This is a genomic window from Pantoea dispersa (genome assembly GCF_014155765.1).
GTDB classification, from domain to species: Bacteria; Pseudomonadota; Gammaproteobacteria; order Enterobacterales; family Enterobacteriaceae; genus Pantoea; species Pantoea dispersa.
In genome coordinates, this window is the sequence record NZ_SCKT01000001.1 from 148,781 (window position 1) to 165,688 (window position 16,908).

A 16,908-nucleotide genomic window follows, 5' to 3' on the forward strand; every position below is an offset into this window, starting at 1 on the left:
CTTATCCGGCCCGCCCGCAGGCGGGCAGACGCAATTAATAGGCGCGCAGCGTGCGGAATACCGCCGCGACTTTGCTGGCATCTTTGATGCCCGGCGCGGACTCCACGCCGGAGTTGAAGTCGAGGCCGGCACAGCCGAGCTGAGCGGCTTCGACGCAGTTATCGGCGCTCAGGCCACCGGCCAGCAGCACATCAGCCAGGTCTTCACCCTGCAGCAGCGACCAGTCAAAGCGCTGACCGCTGCCACCCTGGCCATTATCCAGCACGTAGCGATCAACGTGCGGCCAGTCGCGTGGCGGCAACCGATCTTTAATGCTCAGTGCCTTCCAGATGCGCACGCTGGCTGGCAGCGCCTGGCGCAGTTCCGCGACGTAGGCTTTGTCTTCGTCGCCGTGCAGCTGAACGGCCGCAAGCGATAAACGCGAGGCTGACGTGACAACGTCACTGGTAGTCTGATTGCGGAACACGCCGACATACTTCAGTGGCGCAGCGGCGATCACCGCCTGCGCCTGCGCCTCGTTAACCTGGCGCGGCGAACCGGCGGCAAAGATCACGCCGCCATACAGCGCGCCAGCCTGATGCGCGGCCTGCGCATCTTCCGGGCGGGTCAGGCCGCACACCTTGTTATCGCCCAGTAGCACGCGGCGCACACCGGCGTCGAGGTCGTGCTCTTCCATCAGCGCCGAGCCAATTAAAAAGCCGTTAGCAAAATGGCTCAGCTCGCGTACCTGGGCGTAATTATGGATGCCGGACTCGCTGATCACGGTGACGCCATGGCTGAGACGCGGGGCCAGCTGACGCGTGCGATTCAGGTCAATCGACAAATCACGCAGATCGCGGTTGTTGATGCCGACCACTTTAGCTTCCAGCGCGATAGCGCGCTCCAGCTCTTCTTCGTTACTGACTTCGGTCAGCACGCCCATTTTCAGGCTGTGCGCCACCGCAGCCAGCTGACGGTACTGCTCATCATCCAGTACGGACAGCATCAGCAGAATGGCATCGGCCTGATAATGGCGCGCCAGGTAAATCTGGTAGGGATCAATAATAAAGTCTTTGCACAGCACCGGCTGCGTGATGGCGGCGCTGACCACCGGCAGGAAATCAAAGCTGCCCTGGAAATATTTCTCATCGGTCAGCACTGACACCGCAGAGGCGTAATGGCGGTAGATCCCGGCGATAGTCGCGGGATCAAAATCGGCGCGAATCAGTCCTTTAGACGGGGAGGCTTTTTTACACTCCAGAATGAAGACGGTGCGCGTGCCACGCAGCGCCTCGTAAAAATGACGCTCCGCCGGCTGCAGATCGTTCTGGAAGGAGGCCAGCGGCTGCTGCGATTTACGTGCTTCAACCCACAGGGCTTTATCCTGCACAATTTTCTCTAATACGGTGCCCTTGATACTCATTTCATCCTCTCGCTGCCAGTGCCACAACGCGCTCGTACGCCTGACCGCTGCGAATGGCAGCCATGGCGCGCTCAGCGTTATCGCGCAAATCTTCATTTCCGAATACTTTCAGCAACATTGCGACATTTACCGCAACGGCCTGCTCGTGGGCGGGCTGGCCTTTACCCTGGAGCAAACGCGTCAGAATGTCACGGTTTTCTTCCGGTGTGCCGCCGGCCAGCGCCTCTTTCGGCTGGAAGCTGAAGCCAAAGTCTTCCGGCGTCAGCTGGTAGCTGGTGATCTCGCCGTCACGCAGCTCAGCGACCTGGGTCGCACTGTGCAGCGCCACTTCATCCATGCCGCCACCGTGCACCACGGCAGCACGCTGGTAGCCCAGCACTTTCAGCGTCTGGGCGATGGGCAGCACCAGTTCCGGACTGTAGACGCCAATCACCGCCAGCGGTGGGCGCGCCGGGTTAATCAGCGGACCCAGCACGTTAAACAGCGTGCGGGTTTTCAGCTGCTGGCGCACCGGCATCGCGTGGCGGAAACCGCTGTGATACTGCGGCGCAAACAGGAAGCAGACGTTGAGATCGTCCAGCGCCTGCCGTGCCTGCTGTGCCGGCATGTCGAGATTGATACCGAAAGCGGCCAGCAGATCGGAAGATCCGGATTTGCTGGAGACGCTGCGGTTGCCGTGCTTGGCCACTTTCAGCCCGCAGGTGGCGGCGACAAAGGCGCTGGCCGTTGAAATATTAATGCTGTTGCTGCCATCACCGCCGGTGCCAACGATATCGGCAAAGGTATAGTCCGGACGCGGGAAAGGTCTGGCATCGGCCAGCAGCGCAGAGGCGGCACCGGCGATCTCTTCCGGGCGCTCGCCACGCACTTTCATGGCGATCAGCGCCGCTGCCAGCTGCGTCGGCTCCAGCTGTCCGGTAATAATCGCGCTGAACAGCTGGTGGCTCTCGGCCTGGCTCAGCGTTTGCGCCTGATACAGTTTTTCCAGAATAGTTTGCATCATCATCTCCCTGTTATTTCGCCAGCGCCCAGGCCAGTGTTTGCTCCAGCAGACGTGCGCCCTGCGTGGTGAGAATCGACTCAGGATGGAACTGGAAGCCGCACACGCGGTCCGTTTCGTGACGCACCGCCATCACCATGCCGTTGTAGCTGGCGTTAACCGTCAGTTCCGCCGGCGTATTGCTGCCCACCAGCGAGTGGTAACGCGCCACCGGCAGCGGGTTGCTGAGGCCGGTAAACATTGCCTCGCCATCATGGGTAATGGCGGAGGCTTTACCATGCAGAATTTCGCCCGCCTGGCCGACGTGCCCGCCGTAAGCTTCGACAATGGCCTGATGGCCGAGACAGATACCAATGATCGGCAGCTGACCGCGCAGCGCCTGTAACAGCTGCGGCATGCAGCCGGCATCTTTCGGTGCGCCAGGGCCGGGTGAGAGCATCAGCACCGGGTTTTCCATCTGCTGCAGGCGGTCGATCAGCACTTCTGCCGGGACGTTGTTGCGGTAAATCACCACGTTGTGGCCAAAAGTACGCAGCTGATCAACGAGGTTGTAGGTAAAGGAGTCGATATTATCGAGCAGCAGGATATCGGCCATCAGAAAATCTCCTTGCAGTGATGGGCAGTAGCGATGGCGCGCAATACCGCGCGGGCTTTGTTGCGGCTCTCATCCGCTTCAGCCTGAGGCTGAGAATCCAGCACCACGCCGGCACCAGCCTGCACGGTGGCGACGCCACCTTCCACCCAGGCGGAGCGGATGACGATGCAGGTATCAAGGTCGCCGCTGGCGGTGAAGTAGCCGACCGCGCCGCCGTAGCTGCCGCGCCGCGTGCCTTCTTTTTCCGCAATCAGCTGCATCGCACGCACTTTCGGTGCACCACTTAGCGTGCCCATGTTCATGCAGGCGCGATAGGCGTGTAGCACATCAAGATCGTTGCGCAGCGTGCCTACCACGCGGGACACCAGATGCATCACAAACGAGTAGCGGTCCACTTTGGTTAAATCCGCCACGTAACGGCTGCCGGGCACACAGATACGCGCCAGGTCGTTGCGCGCCAGATCCACCAGCATCAGGTGCTCAGCCAGCTCTTTATGATCGGTGCGCATTTCCAGTTCAATACGGCTGTCCAGGTCGCGATCCAGCGAGCCATCCGCATGGCGACCGCGCGGACGCGTACCGGCAATCGGGTAGATTTCGATCTGGCGTGAGCTGGCGTCATACTTCAGCGAGCTTTCCGGCGAAGCGCCGAACAGCGCAAAATCCTGATCCTGCATAAAGAACATGTACGGGCTGGGATTGCTGTTTTTCAGCGTATCGTAAGCCGCCAGCGGTGACGGGCACGGTAGCGAGAAGCGGCGCGACGGTACCACCTGGAAGATTTCGCCGATGCGAATGGCCTGCTGCAGTTCGCTTACCACGTTGCAGTAAGCTTCATCGCTCTGGCTGGTGCTCAGCGTCATTTGCTCGACGCGCTGCACCGGCAGCGCTGGCGCTGGCTGCGTCATCTGACCGTGCAGCTGTTCAATACGGCTCTGCAGACGCTGAAACTCGCTGGTGGACGGCGCAAACAGGCTGGCCTGCAGACGGGCGCTGCGCTGCTGATGATCGATCACCAGTAACGTTTCGGCGAGGTAGAAACAGTAGTCCGGGCAGCTTTGGTCATTGCGCAGCGGCGGCAGATCTTCAAATCCCGCCACCAGATCGTAGGCAAACAGGCCGCCCAGCAGCATGGCTTCACGTTCTTCGGCCGGGCTGTTTACCAGATGCGGAATCAGACGCAGCGCATCAAACACCGACAGCGCCTTCAGGCGGGAGTCTTCATCATGCAGACCCTCAACCGGCGTGAAATGCAGCTCACGTCCGTCCGGGCGAACGGCGATGCGCACCTCGGGGGGCAGTGCTTCGTCCAGCAGCGGCAGCAGCGCGCGGCCATTTTCCGACAGCGCCTGCAGGGTAACAACATTGCCCAGGGCGCTGATGCGCAGCGCGCTGTCGACAATCAGCAGGCTTTTCAGGTTCTGCTTGCTGTCGATATCGGCAGATTCAAGCAGCAGAGTTGCCGGACGTGCGCCGCATAATTGATGAAACACTGCGGCCGGATCTTCGCGGTAGGGCGCGGTACCGGTAATCAACTTCAATGTAGGTTTCGCATTAGCCATAATGGATTCTCTGAATTTCGCTCAAAAAAAAGCCCGCTCGGTGGCGGGCTCAGGTATCTGCACTGCGGTTACGCAAAATGTGCATGACGACGTCGCCCGTGAAAGGGATCATCGCGCCACCAACCATTAACATGCGTACCGATAAGAGCCATGATTAAATACCCGTTACGTGTGAACTTGTGTACTAGTTAACTGGTTCGGGTGAAAAAAGTCAATACCCTTTTTCAGTTACGGGCAAAATCGTTATCATGCCAGCCGGTTTAATGCAGTCGCTGGAGTGACCTTGTCAGATATCGCCCGTTTTCCACTTTATGATTTACACAGCCATACCCAGGCTTCTGACGGTTTGCTGACGCCGACCGCGCTGGTGCAGCGCGCCGTTGAGATGCACGTCGGCGTGCTGGCGATTACCGATCACGACAGCGTGGCGGGCGTTGCCGAAGCGCAGGCGGCGGTGCAGCAGCTTCAGCTACCGCTGCGGGTACTGGCCGGTGTGGAAGCGTCGACGCTGTGGGAAAACCACGAAATTCATATTGTCGGACTCAACGTTGATACGCAGCATCCGGCGTTAACTGCTTTTCTGGCGCAGCAGCACCAGTGCCGTATGGCACGTGCAGAACTGATTGCCGAACGGCTGGAGCGCGCGCGCATTCCTGACGCACTGGCCGGCGCTCAGCGTCTGGCGCAGGGCGGGGTGATTACCCGCGGGCATTTTGCCCGCTATCTGGTAGAGCTGGGCAAAGCCGATAACATGGCGCAGGTATTTAAAAACTATCTGGCGCGCGGCAAAACCGGCTACGTGCCACCACAATGGTGTACAATTAAACAAGCCATTGATGCTATTCATCATTCTGGTGGCGTGGCGGTACTGGCCCATCCTGCGCGCTACGGGCTGTCGGCCAAATGGCTGAAGCGACTGATTGCGCATTTTGCCGCAGAAGGCGGCGATGCGATGGAAGTGGCGCAGTGTCAGCAGGCACCGAATGAACGTACCCAGCTGGCGAGCTATGCGCGCGATAATCAGCTGGCGGCTTCGCAGGGGTCCGATTTTCACCAACCCTGTCCGTGGATTGAACTGGGGCGCAAGCTATGGCTGCCGGGCGGCGTGGAGCCGGTCTGGGAGCGTTTTCCCGCTTTAGCGCCGGTCAGATCGCACGTTGATGGGTGATATGAGGTTTTTATGAGTCAACTTTTTCACATTCATCCGGAAAATCCGCAGCCGCGTCTGGTTAATCAGGCGGTGGATTATCTCAATAAAGGCAGCGTTATTGTCTATCCGACCGATTCCGGCTACGCGCTGGGATGCCGTCTGGAAGAGAAGAATGCCATGGAGCGTATCTGCCGCATTCGTCAGCTCGATGGTAACCATAACTTTACCCTGATGTGCCGCGATCTTTCTGAGCTGTCGACCTATTCGCAGGTGGATAACAGCGCGTTTCGCATTCTGAAAAACAATACGCCAGGCAATTACACCTTCATTCTGAAGGCCACCAAAGAAGTGCCGCGTCGTCTGATGAACGACAAACGTAAAACCATCGGCCTGCGCGTACCGTCAAATCCGGTGGCGCTGGCGCTGCTGGAACGCCTCAATGAGCCGATGATGTCGACCTCACTGATGCTGCCAGGTAATGACTTCACTGAATCCGATCCGGAAGAGATCCAGCACAGCATCGGCAAGCTGGTGGATTTAATTATCGATGGCGGCACGCTGGGCCAGCAGCCAACCACCGTGATCGATCTCACCAGCGATGCGCCCGTCATCGTGCGTGAAGGGGCAGGCGATACCCGCCCGTTCCTGTAATTACGCCGGGCCGGGCGCTGTTTGTGGCGTCTGGCCAATATTGGCTTCCAGCCAGCGTTTGAAATCGCCGTACGGAATGTACAGCGAGACATCTTTTAAGATGACTTTTTTGCTGCGTACGTTAGCAATTTCATGGCTGTAACCCACAATCACCCCGCTGATTGTCTGGTCGGCATTATAGACAGCGCCGCCTGACATCCCCTGAACGACACCGGCATCGGAAGCCATTGCCATGCAGGGCTTTTTATTCCAGCGATTATTAATGGCGGTGCGCGCCAGATTAACGCCGCTCGACTCGACCGGCATCGCGGAAATAAAACTGTAGCCATACATTTTAATTGGCTCGCCCACCGCGCTGCTGCGGAATTTCGCCAGCGTATCCGGGCTGTTTTTATGATAAATAATCGCGACGTCGCAATAGGGGTGATAAGCCTTCACGCGCTGCACGGCGGTTTTGGCCACGTGCGCGGCAGTCAGACTGTATTCCGGCGTTAACGGAATGGTTGTACCGAGGATGCCCAAACCCAGTACCGTCGGGATGCCGGTCACGCTCATATCCACGTGCTGCAGCGCCGTACGACTGTACTCAGTATGGCCCACGGAACAGCCGCTCAGTGCCAGCGCTGCAAGCGCCGGCCAAAGCAGGGAGGTTCTCATGATGGCGGTCTTCATTTAATGTCCGTCAGCAAAATCCCTGGTGAAGACTTTCGACAGACAAATTAAATTCAATCCGTGAAACGATTAGCGCGCCATTTCCCGTGCGCGCCGGATTATATTATCAGGCCAGCTGTACCATTATTTGTTAATGGCTTGTTGTTTGGAAGCTTATAAAAAGTAATTAAAATAATTTCTGATACTGCTTAGCCGAATTCAGGATTAAATTTTACACAGTTTTCGCGGCAGAACAATTCATCATATTTAATCTTTATCAAATAAAAGCGAAAATACAGACTTAATCCAACCTGCAGCGCCAATCCGCTGTATAGCTGGTTCTGCTGGCTGCAATAAGCTTTACTAACACCATTGTTTAGTTCTTTGTGCTGATTTTGGTGTTTTGTGCCGATTTTCTGTTTGCACAACTGCGGCATGGCCGGGAACGCTGCGGGTAACAGACTGGTGAGCCTCTTTAATCTATTGCGGCACTAATCGGCGCAACATTAAATAAATAAACGGTCTCAGGCAAAACGGCGTAATTTCAGCGGGTTGCGCAGGCTATCATTACGCTCTTTACGCAAATCAATCAGAAATCTGAATCAATGACCTTGCTGCCCGCTTCAGCCTCCGGATCACAGGCGCTTTATTATCGGCAGAAAAGGAAAAGGTGTTAACGAAACTGTAGCTGGTGTAAAATCTCCGGCCGTCCGCGCTGGCACCTGGCGCGAAGCGGTCACAGATTCTGATACGGGACCTGGTAACGCCGGTATCTTACCTCTTCATTACCACGACGCCTGGGAAGGCGACAACGAGGCAGCTCCATGAGCGAGAAATTACAAAAAGTATTAGCGCGCGCCGGACACGGTTCTCGCCGTGAAATCGAAGCAATGATTTCAGCCGGACGCATCAGCGTCGATGGCAAACTGGCGACGCTGGGCGATCGCATCGAAAATGACAAAACCCTGAAAATCCGTATTGATGGCCATCTGGTATCGATTGCTGAATCGGCCACCGAGGTGTGTCGCGTACTCGCGTATTACAAACCGGAAGGTGAGCTATGCACGCGCAACGATCCGGAAGGGCGCCCAACAGTATTTGATCGTCTGCCGCGCCTGCGCGGTTCACGCTGGATTGCCGTCGGCCGTCTGGACGTGAACACCTGCGGTCTGATGTTGTTCACCACCGACGGTGAGCTGGCCAACCGCCTGATGCACCCAAGCCGCGAAGTTGAGCGTGAATACGCAGTGCGCGTATTCGGTGAAGTGGATGACGAAAAAGTGCGTCAGCTGAGCAAGGGCGTGCAGCTGGAAGACGGCCCGGCAGCGTTCAAAACCATCAAATTCGCCGGCGGCGAAGGCATTAACCAGTGGTACAACGTCACCCTGACGGAAGGGCGTAACCGTGAGGTGCGTCGTCTGTGGGAAGCGGTTGGCGTGCAGGTTAGCCGTCTGATGCGCGTGCGCTACGGCGATATTCAGCTGCCAAAAGGTCTGCCGCGCGGCGGCTGGATGGAGATGGAACTGCCGGCGGTCAACTACCTGCGTAAGCTGGTGGGACTGCCGGAAGAGACGGTGACCAAAGTGGCGGTCGAGAAAGATCGTCGCCGCACCAAAGCGAACCAAATCCGCCGGGCGGTGAAACGTCATAGCGCGGTAAGCAATAACAGCCCGCGTCGCAACAGTAATAAACGCGGTTCCTGATGCTCCCTGACGCCGCGCCTGCGGCGTCAGTTTTACCAGTCGATTCCCTGCTGTGCCTGAATTCCAGCGTCGAACGCGTGTTTGACCGGACGCATCTCGCTGACGGTATCCGCCAGTTCCAGTAGCGTGCGGTGACAGCCGCGCCCGGTTATGATCACACTTTGCTGCGGCGGACGCTGCTGCAGTGCAGTGACCAGCTCATCCAGATCGAGATAATCCATACTCACCATGTAGGTGATTTCATCCAGTATCACCAGATCCAGCGACGCGTCTTGCAGCATGCGTCTGGCGTGTTGCCACACCTGCTGGCAGGCGGCCGTATCGCTGGCACGGTTTTGCGTCTCCCAGGTAAAGCCGGTGGCCATCACCTGAAACTCCACGCCGTGCTGCGCCAGCAGATTACGTTCACCATTGGGCCATTCGCCCTTAATAAACTGCACGGCAGCCACGTTTTTACCGTGGCCGCAGGCGCGCAGCGCGGTGCCAAAAGCGGCGGTGGTTTTACCTTTGCCGTTGCCGGTAAACACCATCAGGATGCCGCGCGTTTCGGTGGCGGCGGCGATGCGGGCGTCAACCTGTTCTTTCAGCCGCTGCTGGCGTTGCTGGTGACGATCGCTCATGCGCTGGCCGGTCCCGGCTTGCGCCCCGGTTGTGCATCGTAGCTGATGCCGGTTTTACGGCGGCTGTCATCGCCCATCAGATAGAGGTAGAGCGGCATCAGGTCGGCCGGGGTTTTCAGCAGGCTGGCATTCTCCTCCGGGAAGGCGCTGGCACGCATTTTGGTGCGCGTGCCGCCGGGATTGATGCAGTTCACCCGAAGATGGCGGTTTTTATACTCATCGGCCAGCACCTGCATCATGCCTTCGGTGGCGAATTTCGACACGGCATACGCGCCCCAGCCTGCGCGGCCGGTGCGGCCCACGCTGGAGGTGGTGAACACCAGCGAACCGGCGTCGGATTTCAGCAGCAGCGGCAGCAGCGCCTGCGTTAAATAGAAGGTGGCGTCGAGATTGATTTGCATCACCTGCTGCCAGACCGCCGGATCGAGTTCCGCCAGCGGCACGATCTCACCGAGAATGCCGGCGTTATGCAGCACACCATCCAGCCGCGGCACCAGCGCGGCAACCTGTTGTGCCAGCTGCTGGCAGCTTTCCGGTGTGGCGTGCGCCAGATCCAGCAGCAGCGTAGCCGCGGGCTGTTTATTGAGCTGACTAATCGCCTCAGCGGTTTGCTGCAGCGTGGTGGCATTGCGGCCGAGCAGAATCACGCGCGCACCGTAGCGCGCATAGGTCAGGGCGGCTTCACGGCCGATGCCGTCGGAAGCACCGGTCACGAGAATGATGCGATTGTCCAGCAGGTCGCTTTTCGGTTGATAATGCACAGCGATGTCCTTTGCAGGTCAGAGGGTTTTTTGGCTTTATGCCTCAATTTGGCGCAAGGTGCAATCGCCGCAACGCGCATTCTGTGCCGCCTGCCGGCATTTCAGGCGACGAATGGCATCAAAGCGGGTAAACTCAGGGTTTGACTGTAATTCACTGTTTAATAAGGCGGCAGAATGGATTTACTCTCCAGCTATGGATTATTTCTGGCCAAGGCCGTCACCGTCGTGGTGGCGATCGCAGCTATTGTACTGATTGTGCTAAATGCCGCGCTGCGTAAACGTCACAGCGGCGGTCAGCTGCGCTTAACCCATCTCGACGAAGCCTATCGTGAGATGAAAGAGGACCTGCAGCTGGCGAAGATGAAGCCGCAGGCGCAAAAAGTGTGGCTGAAGCAGCATAAGAAAGAAGAGAAACAGAAAGCCAAAGCCGAAAAGCGCAATGCCAAAACCGGTGTAACTGAAGCGGCGAAGCCGACTCTCTATGTGCTGGAGTTCAAAGGCAGTATGGACGCCGGCGAAGTCAGCTCGCTGCGCGAAGAGATCTCTGCGGTGCTGGCGGTGGCACAGCCGGGTGATGAAGTGCTGCTGCGGCTGGAAAGTCCCGGTGGCGTGGTGCACGGTTATGGCCTGGCCGCGTCGCAGCTACAACGTCTGCGTGATGCGGGGCTGCAGCTGACGGCGGTAGTGGATAAAGTTGCCGCCAGCGGTGGCTACATGATGGCCTGTGTCGCGGATCGCATCGTGGCGGCGCCGTTCTCCATCATTGGTTCTATCGGCGTGGTGGCGCAAATCCCCAACTTTAACCGTCTGCTGAAGCGCAACGATATTGATGTGGAGCTGCACACTGCCGGCCAGTACAAGCGTACGCTGACGCTGTTTGGTGAGAATACCGAGGAAGGGCGGGAGAAGTTTCAGGAAGACCTGAATGAAACCCATCAGCTGTTTAAAGATTTTGTGCATCAGATGCGTCCGGCGCTGGATCTGGACAAAGTGGCGACGGGCGAACACTGGTATGGCCGTCAGGCGCTGGATCTGGGGCTAATTGATGAGATTGGTACCAGCGATGCGCTGATCATTGCGCGTATGGACCGTTTTAGCGTGCTGGGCGTGCACTTCGCGCGTAAGAAAAAGATGATTGATCGCGTGACCCACAGTGCGAGCGTTGCAGCCGAGCGGCTGATTCTGAAAATCTGGCAGCGCGGTGATAAACCGCTGTTGTGAAGCAACCCGGCGAAGGCCGGGTTTTTTTATGCCAGGTGATACTGCGCGGAGAGCACCACGGCAAGGTGCTTAAACACGTTAAACACCGCCGTGGTTTTGGCGGTCGGCAACCCTTCATCGTCGAGGAACCACGGGCCGCGAAACACCAGAACCTCGCCCTGCTGAATCACCTCAGTGGCTTCCATGCCAGCAAAATATTCATCGTGCTGCTGAATGAGCTGATTAGCGATTTCCAGTAGCGCCTGGCGTGAAATGGATTCCGTTTCTGCTGACATTTTTCACCTCTTTTTTGACAGCGAATTTTCTCCTTCTATATTACTTGCCTGTCGGTGCGTTCAGCAAATCAGCGTTCGGTCAGAAAACTGGCGAGAAATTAAACAGAATGCTAATTAAGTTGCGTAACAGATTTTATCAGGTAGAGTGTGGGCGATTCAGCTTTCAGGGAGATCACACCAGGATGTGTGATACCGTCAGACGGAAAACTCGCTCTTAATCATCAAGTTGCAAATGCCGATGCAATCTGACCAGAGATTGTCCCCGCTGGCTTGAAAAGCAAAAAGTCAGCAGCAATATTGAACCCATTGGGTTTTGGGGCTGCCAATCCTCTCCCGTTTATCAGGACGTTTCAATTAGGTAAAGGTACATATGGGTAAAGCACTCGTCATCGTTGAGTCCCCGGCAAAGGCCAAAACAATCAATAAATACCTCGGTAATGACTACGTGGTGAAATCCAGCGTCGGTCATATCCGTGATTTGCCGACCAGTGGTTCAACGGCCCGTAAAAGTGCCGACGGGGAAAAGGCGAAAACCGGCAAGAAAGTAAAGAAAGATGAAAAGGCCGCGCTGGTTAATCGCATGGGCGTTGACCCGTGGCACGGCTGGGAAGCGGACTATCAGATTCTGCCCGGCAAGGAAAAAGTCGTCTCCGAACTGAAGAACCTGGCTGCCGATGCCGACCACATCTATCTCGCAACCGACCTTGACCGCGAAGGGGAAGCCATTGCCTGGCACCTGCGGGAAGTGATCGGCGGCGATGACAAACGCTTCAGCCGCGTGGTGTTTAACGAAATCACCAAAAATGCGATCCGTCAGGCGTTCGAGAAGCCGGGCGAACTGAATATTGAGCGCGTCAATGCGCAGCAGGCGCGTCGTTTTATGGACCGCGTGGTGGGCTATATGGTCTCACCGCTGCTGTGGAAAAAAATTGCCCGTGGCCTGTCGGCCGGACGCGTGCAGTCGGTTGCCGTGCGCCTGGTGGTGGAGCGCGAGCGCGAAATCAAAGCCTTCGTACCGGAAGAGTACTGGGAAATTGACGCCGATCTGTCGACGCCGAAAGGCGATGCGCTGGCGGTCAGGGTGACGCATCAGGGCGATAAAGCGTTCCGCCCGGTGAACCGCGAGCAAACCGAAGCGGCCGTGGCCATCCTGGAAAAGGCGCGTTACGCCGTTCTGGATCGTGAAGACAAGCCGACCAGCAGCAAACCGTCGGCGCCGTTTATCACCTCGACGCTGCAGCAGGCGGCGAGCACCCGCCTTGGTTTTGGCGTGAAGAAAACCATGATGATGGCGCAGCGTCTGTATGAAGCGGGTCACATCACCTATATGCGTACCGATTCCACCAACCTGAGTCAGGATGCGGTGGCGATGGCGCGTGGCTACGTGGAGAAAAAATTCGGTAAGAACTACCTGCCGGATGCGCCCAACACCTACGCCAGCAAAGAGAATTCACAGGAAGCACACGAAGCGATTCGTCCTTCTGATGTCAACGTTGCCGCCGAGCAGCTGAAGGATATGGAAGCGGATGCGCAGAAGCTGTATCAGCTGATCTGGCGCCAGTTCGTGGCCTGCCAGATGGTGCCTGCGCAATATGATTCCACCACGCTGACCGTCGGCGCGGCAGATTTCAAACTGAAAGCGAAAGGGCGTACGCTGCGTTTTGACGGCTGGACCAAAGTGATGCCGGCGCTGCGTAAAAATGATGAAGATTTGACGCTGCCGCCGGTGAACGTAGGCGACACGCTGGATCTGAAATCCCTGCTGCCGGGCCAGCACTTTACCAAGCCACCGGCGCGCTTCAGCGAAGCTTCGCTGGTACGCGAGCTGGAGAAGCGTGGCATTGGCCGTCCGTCTACCTATGCTTCGATCATTTCCACCATTCAGGATCGCGGTTACGTGCGGGTGGAAAACCGCCGTTTCTACGCCGAGAAGATGGGGGAGATTGTTACCGATCGTCTGGAAGAGAACTTCCGTGAGCTGATGAATTATGATTTCACCGCGCACATGGAAGACAGTCTCGACCAGGTTGCGAATAACGAAGCGCAATGGAAAGCGGTGCTGGATTCATTCTTCAGTGATTTCAGCCAGCAGCTGGAGCAGGCGGAGAAAGATCCGGAAGAGGGCGGCATGCAGCCGAACCAGATGGTGCTGACCTCCATCGACTGCCCAACCTGCGGACGCAAAATGGGGATTCGTACCGCCAGCACCGGCGTGTTCCTGGGCTGTTCCGGTTATGCACTGCCGCCGAAAGAGCGCTGCAAGCAGACCATTAACCTGATCCCGGAAAACGAAGTGCTTAACGTGCTGGAAGGCGATGATGCCGAAACCAACGCGCTGCGCGCCCGTCGTCGCTGCCAGAAGTGCGGCACCGCGATGGACAGCTACCTGATCGATAACGGCCGTAAACTGCACGTCTGTGGTAATAACCCGGAGTGTGACGGTTATGAAATCGAGCAGGGTGAATTCCGTATTAAAGGTTATGACGGTCCGATTGTTGAGTGCGAAAAATGTGGCTCTGAAATGCACCTGAAGATGGGGCGTTTTGGTAAGTACATGGCCTGTACTAACGACGAGTGTAAAAATACACGTAAGATTCTGCGTAACGGCGAAGTTGCGCCGCCGAAAGAAGATCCGGTACCGCTGCCGGAGCTGCCGTGCGAGAAATCGGATGCGTATTTTGTGCTGCGTGACGGAGCTGCAGGCGTGTTCCTGGCCGCTAATACCTTCCCGAAATCGCGTGAAACCCGTGCGCCGCTGGTGGAAGAACTGCAGCGCTTTGCTGATCGTCTGCCGGAGAAACTGAAGTATCTGGCCGAAGCGCCGGCAGTGGACCCGGAAGGCAATAAAACGCTGGTGCGTTTTAGCCGTAAGACCAAACAGCAGTATGTTGCCTCAGAAAAAGAGGGCAAAGCGACCGGCTGGTCGGTTTTCTATATCGACGGTAAGTGGCAGGAAGCGAAGAAGTAATCACCCCTACAGGCCAGCGTTCGCTGGCCTTTTTCCCATCCTTATAGCTAATCGTTCTACATTCTTACGTTAACTGATATAGTAGTTATAGCTTATTGCATTTTGCTGACTCGCTTTCCCTCATTATTACGCCATCAGGGCGGATACACGCCTGCAGGGAATGCACCTCTGTCGCTATCGGGAAGATATAACTATGAAATTGCAGCAGTTGCGTTACATCGTTGAAGTCGTTAACCACAACCTCAATGTCTCCTCCACGGCAGAGGGGCTGTATACCTCGCAACCGGGCATCAGTAAGCAGGTGCGCATGCTGGAAGATGAGCTGGGCGTGCAGATTTTTGCCCGCAGCGGCAAACATCTGACGCAGGTGACGCCAGCGGGTGAAGAGATTATCCGTATTGCCCGCGAAGTTTTGTCCAAAGTGGATGCGATCAAATCGGTTGCCGGTGAACACACCTGGCCAGATAAAGGATCGCTGTACGTGGCCACGACCCATACTCAGGCGCGTTATGCACTGCCTGGCGTAATCAAAGGTTTTATCGAACGCTATCCGCGCGTTTCCCTGCATATGCATCAGGGCTCGCCCACACAAATTGCTGAGGCGGTCTCCAAAGGCAATGCCGATTTCGCCATTGCCACCGAAGCGCTGCACCTGTACGACGACTTGATTATGCTGCCGTGCTATCACTGGAACCGTGCCATTGTGGTCACGCCGGATCATCCGCTGGCGGGGAAATCCAATGTGTCGATTGAGGAGCTGGCTGATTTCCCGCTGGTAACTTACACCTTCGGTTTTACCGGCCGCTCAGAACTGGATACTGCGTTTAACCGTGCCGGTTTAACGCCGCGTATTGTTTTTACCGCAACCGATGCCGACGTGATCAAAACCTACGTGCGTTTAGGCCTGGGGGTTGGGGTGATTGCCAGCATGGCGGTGGACCCGGTTTCCGATCCGGATCTGGTGCGCATTGAAGCTTCAGAAATCTTCACCAATAGCACCACCAAGATTGGTTTCCGGCGCAGCACCTTCCTGCGCAGCTATATGTATGATTTCATTCAGCGCTTCGCACCGCATCTGACGCGAGACGTGGTGGACGCCGCTGTGGCGCTGCGTTCAAACGAAGATATCGAAGCGATGTTCCGTGATATCAAGCTTCCTTTCAGGTAATCACCTAACTCATTATTTTTGCGGGATGTCCAGCGACTTCCCGCACACCTCCCGCCGCTTAGCACCAGCAGAACCTCAAAAAATTCCATTATTTTTTTGTAAATGAAACATACGTCACATGTTTTTTCATTGTTATTTATTAAATGCGAATCAGTACACAATTTTTACTTTGCCGCTTTGCGGACTGCCAGGAATATTCCCATACTCCAGTTAAGAGCTGATGAGAAAGGGCTTTTTAACTGGCTCGTTAAATTAAACTCAAATTTAGAGTGGATCTAATTTTGGTTTAAGCCAAATTTACAATGTAACTATTAAATTAATAGTTTGCAGCGTGCTTAAATTTATCTCATCAGTTTTGGCGGTTTTGATAAATAGCGTTAATCGTTGTGCTCAATAAAAATAACTGGATTTTTGGACTTAACAAGTTTAGGATTCGTCCTAAATCTTCATCGTTGTTATCAATCGTTTTATTGAGAGTGATTATCAAAAACTATGACTACGAGATTAACTGTACAACCGGACTTCCGGGCTAAAAGCACTAAGGTAGAGCGTTCAGGTAACATCCGTCGCAAAGCCTGGTTGACTGTCTTCGCTGCTTCAGCACTGTTCTGGGTAGTGGTGGCGTTAATGATTTGGCGTATGTGGGGTTAAGCAATGTGGGCAAATACACTCAGTCGTAAATTTCCGGTCGCTGCGCGTCAGCCCAAAGCACCGGTGTGCAAAGCCAAAGAAGCGCCTGCTGAACCGCAAGTGGCAATCCCGGCTTCCTGGGAACTGAGTGAACAGCAGCGCAGCTTTATTGAATCATTCATGGATCCGAAGTCTAAATAACGCAGTCTGCGTCCAATTCTTATTAAGACATACTGTCGCGCATTTTTACCGGACTCTCCGGTGGGCACGTTAAAAGCCCGTCCTTTAACACTCAGCATCTAAAAAAACGGTGTCATCAGTACAACGCTGAAGACGATGGCTTTTTGTTGCCCGCGATCCGGGAGGAGTGACAGATGAATACCACAACTTTTTCATGGCTCAGCGTTTATGCCTTCTCAATGGCCTTTTGGGCTGCGGCCGTCTGGGCCGTCCTGTAATTCGCTAATCCTGCCAGTTAACGCTTTCTGAATGCCCTGACACTAGTCAGGGCATTTTTCGTTGCGGTTTTGTGTGTCAATTCGTGTTGTTAT

14 protein-coding genes, 1 pseudogene and 1 other annotated feature are annotated in these 16,908 nt (G+C 55.9%); of the genes and pseudogenes, 8 read left to right on the plus strand and 7 right to left on the minus strand.

Annotated elements, in window-relative coordinates:
- Window positions 1-34: 34 nt before the first annotated feature.
- The 3 genes and pseudogenes from trpCF to H7K56_RS00790 all read right to left on the minus strand — a co-directional run bounded on the left by trpCF (window position 35) and on the right by H7K56_RS00790 (window position 4,559).
- On the minus strand, window positions 35-1,402 hold the full coding sequence (gene trpCF, locus H7K56_RS00775; RefSeq protein ID WP_104092992.1) for a bifunctional indole-3-glycerol-phosphate synthase TrpC/phosphoribosylanthranilate isomerase TrpF: 1,368 nt from the start codon (window positions 1,400-1,402) through the stop codon (window positions 35-37).
- Window position 1,403: 1 nt separating this feature from the next.
- Window positions 1,404-2,997 (minus strand): annotated as a pseudogene (trpD, locus tag H7K56_RS23265) (bifunctional anthranilate synthase glutamate amidotransferase component TrpG/anthranilate phosphoribosyltransferase TrpD).
- On the minus strand, window positions 2,997-4,559 hold the full coding sequence (locus H7K56_RS00790) for an anthranilate synthase component 1 (protein ID WP_031280219.1): 1,563 nt from the start codon (window positions 4,557-4,559) through the stop codon (window positions 2,997-2,999). Before H7K56_RS00790 ends, trpD begins: the two are co-directional and overlap by 1 nt.
- 23 nt (window positions 4,560-4,582) lie before the next feature.
- Window positions 4,583-4,687: a sequence feature (Trp leader region), on the minus strand.
- Between the two features lie 155 nt (window positions 4,688-4,842).
- Here H7K56_RS00790 and rnm point away from each other — a divergent pair.
- Together rnm and H7K56_RS00800 are read left to right on the plus strand one after the other, a co-directional pair.
- Entirely contained in the window at window positions 4,843-5,727 is an 885-nt protein-coding gene (gene rnm, locus H7K56_RS00795; protein ID WP_088517175.1) for an RNase RNM, read from the plus strand.
- 12 nt (window positions 5,728-5,739) lie between these two features.
- Window positions 5,740-6,360, plus strand: a complete 621-nt coding sequence (locus H7K56_RS00800; RefSeq protein WP_021510107.1) for an L-threonylcarbamoyladenylate synthase — start codon at window positions 5,740-5,742, stop codon at window positions 6,358-6,360.
- Here the strand turns inward: H7K56_RS00800 and H7K56_RS00805 are convergent, their stop codons facing one another.
- The gene (locus tag H7K56_RS00805; RefSeq protein WP_181444749.1) at window positions 6,361-7,017 is read right to left on the minus strand and encodes a S1 family serine peptidase; all 657 of its coding nucleotides are present in this window, start codon (window positions 7,015-7,017) and stop codon (window positions 6,361-6,363) included.
- Between the two features lie 818 nt (window positions 7,018-7,835).
- On the opposite strand from H7K56_RS00805, the gene rluB reads away from it, so the two are divergent.
- Window positions 7,836-8,714 carry a 23S rRNA pseudouridine(2605) synthase RluB gene (gene rluB / locus H7K56_RS00810; protein WP_059011621.1) on the plus strand — a complete coding sequence of 293 codons (879 nt, stop codon included), beginning with the start codon at window positions 7,836-7,838 and terminating at the stop codon, window positions 8,712-8,714.
- Between the two features lie 32 nt (window positions 8,715-8,746).
- Here the strand turns inward: rluB and cobO are convergent, their stop codons facing one another.
- Together cobO and H7K56_RS00820 are read right to left on the minus strand one after the other, a co-directional pair.
- Entirely contained in the window at window positions 8,747-9,334 is a 588-nt protein-coding gene (gene cobO / locus H7K56_RS00815) for a cob(I)yrinic acid a,c-diamide adenosyltransferase (protein WP_021510111.1), read from the minus strand.
- A complete protein-coding gene (locus tag H7K56_RS00820; RefSeq protein ID WP_150360546.1) occupies window positions 9,331-10,095 on the minus strand; it encodes a YciK family oxidoreductase in 765 nt (254 codons plus the stop codon). Before H7K56_RS00820 ends, cobO begins: the two co-directional genes overlap by 4 nt.
- A gap of 174 nt (window positions 10,096-10,269) precedes the next feature.
- Here H7K56_RS00820 and sohB point away from each other — a divergent pair, with 174 nt between their 5' ends.
- The gene (sohB, locus tag H7K56_RS00825; protein WP_150360545.1) at window positions 10,270-11,316 is read left to right on the plus strand and encodes a protease SohB; all 1,047 of its coding nucleotides are present in this window, start codon (window positions 10,270-10,272) and stop codon (window positions 11,314-11,316) included.
- A 26-nt stretch (window positions 11,317-11,342) separates the two neighbouring features.
- Here the strand turns inward: sohB and H7K56_RS00830 are convergent, their stop codons facing one another.
- Window positions 11,343-11,591 carry a YciN family protein gene (locus H7K56_RS00830; RefSeq protein WP_132462435.1) on the minus strand — a complete coding sequence of 83 codons (249 nt, stop codon included), beginning with the start codon at window positions 11,589-11,591 and terminating at the stop codon, window positions 11,343-11,345.
- 370 nt (window positions 11,592-11,961) lie between these two features.
- Between H7K56_RS00830 and topA the strand changes: the two genes are divergently transcribed.
- The 4 genes from topA (at window position 11,962) to H7K56_RS00850 (ending at window position 16,558) form a co-directional block, all read left to right on the plus strand.
- A complete protein-coding gene (gene topA, locus H7K56_RS00835) occupies window positions 11,962-14,559 on the plus strand; it encodes a type I DNA topoisomerase (RefSeq protein ID WP_058774627.1) in 2,598 nt (865 codons plus the stop codon).
- A gap of 193 nt (window positions 14,560-14,752) precedes the next feature.
- Entirely contained in the window at window positions 14,753-15,727 is a 975-nt protein-coding gene (cysB, locus tag H7K56_RS00840) for an HTH-type transcriptional regulator CysB (RefSeq protein WP_021510116.1), read from the plus strand.
- 492 nt (window positions 15,728-16,219) lie between these two features.
- Window positions 16,220-16,378: a YmiA family putative membrane protein gene (locus tag H7K56_RS00845; RefSeq protein WP_071813666.1), complete on the plus strand. Its 159-nt coding sequence runs from the start codon at window positions 16,220-16,222 to the stop codon at window positions 16,376-16,378.
- Window positions 16,379-16,381: 3 nt separating this feature from the next.
- Window positions 16,382-16,558: a YciX family protein gene (locus H7K56_RS00850; RefSeq protein ID WP_170264748.1), complete on the plus strand. Its 177-nt coding sequence runs from the start codon at window positions 16,382-16,384 to the stop codon at window positions 16,556-16,558.
- The last annotated feature ends 350 nt before the right edge of the window (window positions 16,559-16,908 follow it).

What these genes read in the sequence shown, in the direction of transcription:
- cobO (WP_021510111.1), bottom strand. Translation starts at nt 9,334, where the DNA reads ATGAGCGATCGTCACCAGCAACGCCAGCAGCGGCTGAAAGAACAGGTT.
- cysB (WP_021510116.1), top strand. Translation starts at nt 14,753, where the DNA reads ATGAAATTGCAGCAGTTGCGTTACATCGTTGAAGTCGTTAACCACAAC.
- trpCF (WP_104092992.1), bottom strand. Translation starts at nt 1,402, where the DNA reads ATGAGTATCAAGGGCACCGTATTAGAGAAAATTGTGCAGGATAAAGCC.
- H7K56_RS00790 (WP_031280219.1), bottom strand. Translation starts at nt 4,559, where the DNA reads ATGGCTAATGCGAAACCTACATTGAAGTTGATTACCGGTACCGCGCCC.
- H7K56_RS00845 (WP_071813666.1), top strand. Translation starts at nt 16,220, where the DNA reads ATGACTACGAGATTAACTGTACAACCGGACTTCCGGGCTAAAAGCACT.
- rluB (WP_059011621.1), top strand. Translation starts at nt 7,836, where the DNA reads ATGAGCGAGAAATTACAAAAAGTATTAGCGCGCGCCGGACACGGTTCT.
- H7K56_RS00850 (WP_170264748.1), top strand. Translation starts at nt 16,382, where the DNA reads ATGTGGGCAAATACACTCAGTCGTAAATTTCCGGTCGCTGCGCGTCAG.
- sohB (WP_150360545.1), top strand. Translation starts at nt 10,270, where the DNA reads ATGGATTTACTCTCCAGCTATGGATTATTTCTGGCCAAGGCCGTCACC.
- topA (WP_058774627.1), top strand. Translation starts at nt 11,962, where the DNA reads ATGGGTAAAGCACTCGTCATCGTTGAGTCCCCGGCAAAGGCCAAAACA.
- H7K56_RS00805 (WP_181444749.1), bottom strand. Translation starts at nt 7,017, where the DNA reads ATGAGAACCTCCCTGCTTTGGCCGGCGCTTGCAGCGCTGGCACTGAGC.
- H7K56_RS00800 (WP_021510107.1), top strand. Translation starts at nt 5,740, where the DNA reads ATGAGTCAACTTTTTCACATTCATCCGGAAAATCCGCAGCCGCGTCTG.
- H7K56_RS00830 (WP_132462435.1), bottom strand. Translation starts at nt 11,591, where the DNA reads ATGTCAGCAGAAACGGAATCCATTTCACGCCAGGCGCTACTGGAAATC.